6 protein-coding genes are annotated in these 6,212 nt (G+C 45.0%); 4 read left to right on the top strand and 2 right to left on the bottom strand.

Annotated elements, in window-relative coordinates; all coding sequences use genetic code 11:
- On the top strand, nt 1-636 hold a 636-nt coding region (locus A3735_RS14320; RefSeq protein WP_068638182.1), incomplete at its 5' end, for a site-specific integrase.
- Between the two features lie 253 nt (nt 637-889).
- Here the strand turns inward: A3735_RS14320 and A3735_RS14315 are convergent.
- Both A3735_RS14315 and A3735_RS14310 read right to left on the bottom strand, forming a co-directional pair.
- Nucleotides 890-1,441, bottom strand: a complete 552-nt coding sequence (locus tag A3735_RS14315; protein WP_068515024.1) for a PEP-CTERM sorting domain-containing protein — start codon at nt 1,439-1,441, stop codon at nt 890-892.
- A 170-nt stretch (nt 1,442-1,611) separates the two neighbouring features.
- On the bottom strand, nt 1,612-2,388 hold the full coding sequence (locus A3735_RS14310; protein WP_068515027.1) for a tyrosine-type recombinase/integrase: 777 nt from the start codon (nt 2,386-2,388) through the stop codon (nt 1,612-1,614).
- Between the two features lie 210 nt (nt 2,389-2,598).
- Here A3735_RS14310 and A3735_RS14305 point away from each other — a divergent pair, with 210 nt between their 5' ends.
- The 3 genes from A3735_RS14305 to A3735_RS14295 are packed head-to-tail and all read left to right on the top strand — an operon-like array spanning nt 2,599 to nt 6,052.
- Complete coding sequence (locus tag A3735_RS14305) at nt 2,599-3,294, top strand: TnsA endonuclease N-terminal domain-containing protein (protein ID WP_068513285.1); 696 nt, start codon at nt 2,599-2,601, stop codon at nt 3,292-3,294.
- Nucleotides 3,264-5,135, top strand: coding sequence for a hypothetical protein (locus A3735_RS14300; protein WP_068515030.1), 1,872 nt, complete (start codon nt 3,264-3,266; stop codon nt 5,133-5,135). Before A3735_RS14305 ends, A3735_RS14300 begins: the two co-directional genes overlap by 31 nt.
- Nucleotides 5,132-6,052: an ATP-binding protein gene (locus tag A3735_RS14295; RefSeq protein ID WP_068515035.1), complete on the top strand. Its 921-nt coding sequence runs from the start codon at nt 5,132-5,134 to the stop codon at nt 6,050-6,052. The genes A3735_RS14300 and A3735_RS14295 overlap by 4 nt, the downstream gene beginning before the upstream one ends.
- Nucleotides 6,053-6,212 lie beyond the last annotated feature (160 nt).

The following is a 6,212-nucleotide window of genomic DNA, read 5'->3' as shown; positions in this document are numbered from 1 at the left end:
ATTGCTTTGCTACAAATAAAAGAGATTGCACAACTAACTTCTCGTTGCGACTTCACATTACTTCAGGTGATGACCTTACCCGCCTCGTATACGAAAGGCGCTGATGCCATGAAACGCTCAAAGAGTAAATATGAGCGCAAAACCATCAGCTTTAAGAAGTCAGCATTTGATCAAATGATACGTCAAGTTGAAAAACTGGTTCAGGTAGGTGCTGACGTAAACCCTGAAGATTTCTATCCTCCTGTGAAACAACATAAAGGTAAATCCCGTGATCTTCCCATGGTTGATACTGATTTGAGGCGGGCTCTTACTGAGTATTTACAAATTCGTATATCAAAAGAATCACACCTAAAGCCTGGTGATCCACTCTTTATCACCCAGAAAGGTGGCCCCTACTCTCCTAATACACTTCAGGAACATATGGCTCTCATGCTCCGAAATTGGGCCGGGATCGAGAAAGCAAGTTCACATAGTGGTCGCCGTTCACTGATAACAGATGTGATCCATAAACAGAAGAAGTCAGTTAAAGTGGCTCAGAAAATTGCTGGGCATGTAAACGCCTCAACAACTCTTATATATGAAGAGCCGCCAGAGGAAATGCTTAATGATGCGCTAAAAAATCTGAATAAGAATTAACAAGCTGTTCGTTAAGGAATAACAATACAATTTAACCCAAGATAACGCCCTATTCATTTAGTAATCTGCTATACAATAAGATCGATGACTGACATAGCTCGAAAATGAGCCTTCATAGAACTCGAAGTAATTACAGCTATGTATCGCCGCCATTCAAAAAAGGAAGAGCCTTAAGAAAGTTGCTTCTTAAGCCTTATCTCTCGAGGAAGCTCAGGGCTTCCCCCGAGCTGCTGCTGCGCTAAACTCTGGACTACTATTTAGCTTTACGACGCGCAAACCCCATAGCTAGAAGCCCGAGACCTAGCAGCGAGTATGTAGCTGGCTCAGGAACACTAACCGCTTTAAAGTCAAAGGAAAAATCAAAGCTAACGAAATCCCCGGAAGCAATGCTAAAAGGACTTAATCCTGCCATATCAACTCGGATACCGTGGTCTGAAAACGATGTATCAAAGCTATATAGAGAATGGCCTGTAACTTGTGAAAAACCTGAAATTACTGCTGAAGAGTCTACAACAGAATCCATATTTAGAACTTCCCAGAAATCACCATTTGATCCAGACCAGTCCCACTGAGTCGCTGAGCTATTAACCAGTCCAATTGAGAGCTCGTTGTCCGACAAGTTGATAAAATGACTTACTCCAAAACCATACCCACCTGTGCGCGTCTCACTCCCTGCCCCGACAACGGCTGATTGTGTGCCAAACCTGTCTTTAATATCTACCGTATCTCCAATTAATCCAGCGTTAGCTGTTGTAGAGCTGATTACTAGAATACCGGCTGCTAGACCGCATAGTAACTTAGACATAAACAATTTCCTTGTTAAATTCTGCCGACACACTTCACCGGCAATAGATTGACGTACGTAAAAAATGGACGTCCATTTAAACATCATTCACTAATGCAATCCGTGACTCATGTAGCATAAGTTTACAAAAAATTACATGATGTTAACGCTATGACTTAAGAGAGCTATTACTAGCCTAATTTGACCAAAGTAAACAAAAACCGCCAACGTCCGCTTTCAGAAAGATAAAGACACAGGTATTGGTAATTATCTAGTACACCTCTTAAAACATCATCAACATCTTCGGGAATGGCTCTTTCATATTTTTCTATTTGATGGTACTTTTTTAAGCCCAAAAGTTTTCTGATTCTAGTTTGAGGTACTCCCGAGAGCATTAGATGCACTGCAAAGCTATGTCTAAAGGTTTCAGCGGTTATATTAAAGGGGGAGCCTCCCGAACGTTCGACCAGTTTATGTATATGACGATTTACAGTATGTCGATCCACACCGAAAAGTCTTTGATTGTGTTTAATTTGGTTTCCAATAATGTAAGACTCAATACGATCTTTTAGATCCGAATCTTTAATTGAGATAGATCGAGATGAGATCATTTCTTGCTGAGCTTTTGTGGGCCTCCCAGCCCTACTATGAAGCCGCTTCAAAATAACACTTCCTGACCGTTTAAAGCTTTCACGCTTTAAACCTAGAACTTCAGAAACAGTTGCTCCAGTACTCCACATTAAATCTAACAACAACCTTCTGGGTAAATATTTTTCATTATTAAGTAGCGTCAATATCTCTGGCTTTACCAAATATCTTGGGTACTTACTATCAATGTTGAAGAGCGATGCTCTATGGTCGATTAACTCATTCCAAGTGTAAGAGCATAGGTAACCTGAAGTTTCACGGTTTTGCGCAAAAACACGGTATTCAAATAACTGCTTTGGTTTTTCAAATAAGTGTTCCATTTTTGCCTCCTAATTTTGGAGCAAGTTAAAGGTAATTATAGCCACTATTTTTAGCCAAACAGCACTCTTACTAGAACAAATAACCATTAGAAACAAAGGTATAGTAACTATGTACCAATGTATGGGTTATTGGTGCAGAAATACAGGCTATTTTTATGTGTTGTTTACCACGTAAAATAACAGTCTCTTCGGTCTACTGAGGATGTGTACATGACGCGAGAGCAGCTAAGATTAGCGCGACTTGTCACCGCTGAGAGTTTAGTGCCACAACAACATACCAACGGTCGCGCATTTCGCACGGCGGTCGAATGTCGCCTCCAAGCAATGATCAAATATCCCGGTGCCGCTGAATTTCACTCCTATGACGAGTACCTATATGCTGCCCTGCAAGAAGGCGACCCTCGCGTGGTTAGTTACATTCCTCAACCGCTAAAACTTCGGTACCGAGGCGTGCCCTATCGGCCCGATGCCTATGTATTAAAACGTGATGGTCGCTACATTATCGAACTTAAACCGCGGGGTGAATGGGATGACGAAAAGCTTGCCGCACTCAAAGCATTCTGCCAGTTACATAATCTAATCTTTGAACTTATTGCCAACGAATCAGCCCGTGAACGTGAAACGGAAGCATTAAATTGGTGGCGTATCGTTCGCGTGCTATATCGTGCGCGTCATGTAAACACCGACAACCACGAATTAAATATTCTGCTTGAGTGGCCCCTAGGCCAGACCTTCCCCTTACGTCACTGGTTACACCCTTTGGACCGTGAATCGCGCGCAATGAGTGAAGTTGCCTTATTCAGGCTACTTCATCGCGGCAAAATTCAGGGGAATTTAACCCAATGTCGACTCAGTTATGATCTGGAGTTATCCCGATGTCCCGTTGGCGACATGCCCTCGCGCTAGCGCCGCACTACTACGATTACAATAATTGGCCATTGGTTGAGGTCGATGCCTTACCGGTTTCTGTGCGAAGTACGTTCCTACGTAACCAACAAGTAGCTTGTTGCGTACTAAATGGCGACGCACTTAACCACGTAGCAGAGCGTGTCGCCTTATCCCCTGGCCGGATCACTCAGTTACTTAATCGTTGTTTTACCGAGGATCATGACGGTCAATGGCCGTTGACAAAAGCGCTAATTCCCCATCAACATCTCAAAGCAAATGAACGACTTATTGCGCTGCCAAGCGTGCTCAAACCTAGCGGTGAAAAAGGGGCGTTTCAAGCCTTGCTCAGCGAACTGCCTAGTATCGAAGTCATGATCGATGAGGCTATTGCTGCGCACTTGAAAAAAGCACGATACGCACCAACCTTATTACTTCATTCCATTTTTGGCATGTACAAACAGTGTCTGGTCGATGCACACTGGCCACACGATCGCTACCCCTATACCACAAATAAGTACGGTTACGAATCCTTACGTCGTCATATTCATAAAAAGCTCGCGAATGCGCTTCAAGCACGAGAGCGCACAGCTCGAATGAAATTTCCAGCCAGCCAGCCCCCTTTGCAGGTCATGGATCGTGTCGAAATTGATGAGCAGGTCATTGATTTCCAGGGACGGCTGACTCTCTGTTTAAATGATGAATTAATCCCTCTGCGATTAGCTCGCGCGACTTTACTAATCGCAGTAGACGTGGCCTCTTCGTGTTATCTTGGATACCACCTATCACTCACAGACCATCCTAGTGCCCTCGATCTACAGACACTACTCGATAACTGTCTGCAATCTTGGCAGCCGATGACACTCACTTCCCCCTTATTTACTTACGACCCGGGTGCCACTTTTCCATCGTCCTTACCTGACTTATCGCCCCTTGTATTCGAACGCATTGCACTTGACAATGCCTGGATGCATCACGCAAAGGCGATTGAACAGCTTGTTGTCGTTGATCAAGGGGCGACCCTTGAGTTTGGGCATCCGAAACATCCTGTCGCGCGGAGTGAAGTTGAACGTGCCTTTGATTATATTAATCGCCACCATAGTCATAAATTACCTTCGACGACAGGATCGCATCCGCGTGACCCTAAGCGAGAAGATGCAAAAAACCGAACTAAACCTCCTGCCATCAGTCTGCAAACGTTTGAAGAAGCGCTTAGCATTGTGTTGACTCAACATAACGTACTAAGTAAAGGCGGAAGAAATGCCGGATCTTCCCCTCTAACGTTGTTTGCGCATCAATGGCAACATCACTGGCACCCCAGTGTCTCTGAAGACATTGGCGTGCCACGCAACCCGTTCCGCCTCCGGTTACGATTACCCATTAAGCGAAATCGCGACAGCGGGCAATGTTATTTGTATTTTGAACGCGTGCATTACTACCTTGGCGACCTCGCTCGATTAGCGCCAAGCGAAACACATGTCTACGCGAATATGGATGCGCGTGATATTCGCAAGTTTGAGGTCGACACCGAAATGGGCAGGCCTATCGGCGTAGCAACCTGCTCACGTTCCTGGCAACGATTCCCCCACTCCATCACGATCCGAAAATACATCAACAAATTAATTCGCCACGATAAAATTCAGGCGCGTGATCCCTTAGCGGGATTACTGCACTATCTACTTAAACACAAGCAGGAACCAAAGCATGCGTTGAGACTGCTACACGTAGCCACTACATTTCAATCGAACGGCGACGCCCTCGACCTCAATCAGCCAGAACGTGTAAAAGCGAAACGCCAAGCTAAAGCCAATGCCACATGGTCTAGTCAGACGGCTTTTAGCCATCCTGGAGAACCATCATGACGTCCCAGGAAATGCCTTTTCACCCCCTCATCGATACACCGCTAGAGGTCGTATTCGATACTCAAGCATCGCTCCAATTAGAGGAAACAGTGAAACGTTGGCTATGGACCGGAGGAACCGGCGGCTATATTATTGGGCCGGCACGAATTGGAAAATCCTTTGCCGTACGTCGTCTCGTTGATCGCTTGCGTAATCGTCAACAACGTCGCGTTCCGGTGATCTATACCTCCATCAATCGTCGTGATATAAAAACCATACGAGGCGTCTTTAACAATCTATGCTTGAGCGTCAATGTGCCTGTATCGAAATCCGACTCATCGGATGTTTTGGCCGCACGCTTCGTACAACATGCCTTGGATTTAGTTAGCCTTTATCAAACTTATCAGATCGTTCTGATTGTCGATGAAATGCAGCGATTAAGTCTGGATCAACTGTACGCGTTTTCTGAGATTTTTGATGCATTTGAAACCGCTAGAATCCGACTAATGTCGGTGTTCGTGGGTAATCAGAATGAGTCTAATCAACTCTTAGATCAAATTCACCAATCGACAAATGACCATATATACGGGCGCTTCTTTCGTCAACACACATCGTTTTACGGCGTGCAGTCTGAGTCAGCACTCAGGGAGATACTGACTCAATATGATTCCTTTACCTACCCCGACAATGGACCCAGCTTTACCGCGTACTTTCTACCCCGAGCAGTCGAACAAGGCTGGCGATTCGTCAATATGGCTAGCGACATCTGGCGTGTTTATTGTGATCAATTCTGCCAAGAGGAAGAGTCACAACTAACCATGGAAATCTGTCGAGCGACCCTAGACATTCTTCTAATGGACTTCTTGCCACGGTTGACGGTTGTTCACGACTATGACGATGCCCTTATTACTGAGGCCTTTTATGTGGCGGGGATCTGATGATCGTGAATAAGTATTTACCCGACGACTATCTCGTTAATCAAGGTCGTTTCTTTTGGCTACCCTATTTGAGTCAATGGGGACGCTGGCGTATTCAGTGCATGGCCAATCCTGGACTACTCATGCGCGATATACGCCAAGGTAATGATCAAACGATTTT

The sequence above is a fragment of the Oleiphilus sp. HI0061 genome, from assembly GCF_001635675.1.
This window is presented reverse-complemented; position numbering and strand designations above follow the sequence as displayed.

Bases quoted from the DNA above. Each gene is read 5' to 3' on its own strand.
- A3735_RS14315 (WP_068515024.1), bottom strand. From the start codon at position 1,441: ATGTCTAAGTTACTATGCGGTCTAGCAGCCGGTATTCTAGTAATCAGC.
- A3735_RS14310 (WP_068515027.1), bottom strand. From the start codon at position 2,388: ATGGAACACTTATTTGAAAAACCAAAGCAGTTATTTGAATACCGTGTT.
- A3735_RS14305 (WP_068513285.1), top strand. From the start codon at position 2,599: ATGACGCGAGAGCAGCTAAGATTAGCGCGACTTGTCACCGCTGAGAGT.
- A3735_RS14300 (WP_068515030.1), top strand. From the start codon at position 3,264: ATGTCCCGTTGGCGACATGCCCTCGCGCTAGCGCCGCACTACTACGAT.
- A3735_RS14295 (WP_068515035.1), top strand. From the start codon at position 5,132: ATGACGTCCCAGGAAATGCCTTTTCACCCCCTCATCGATACACCGCTA.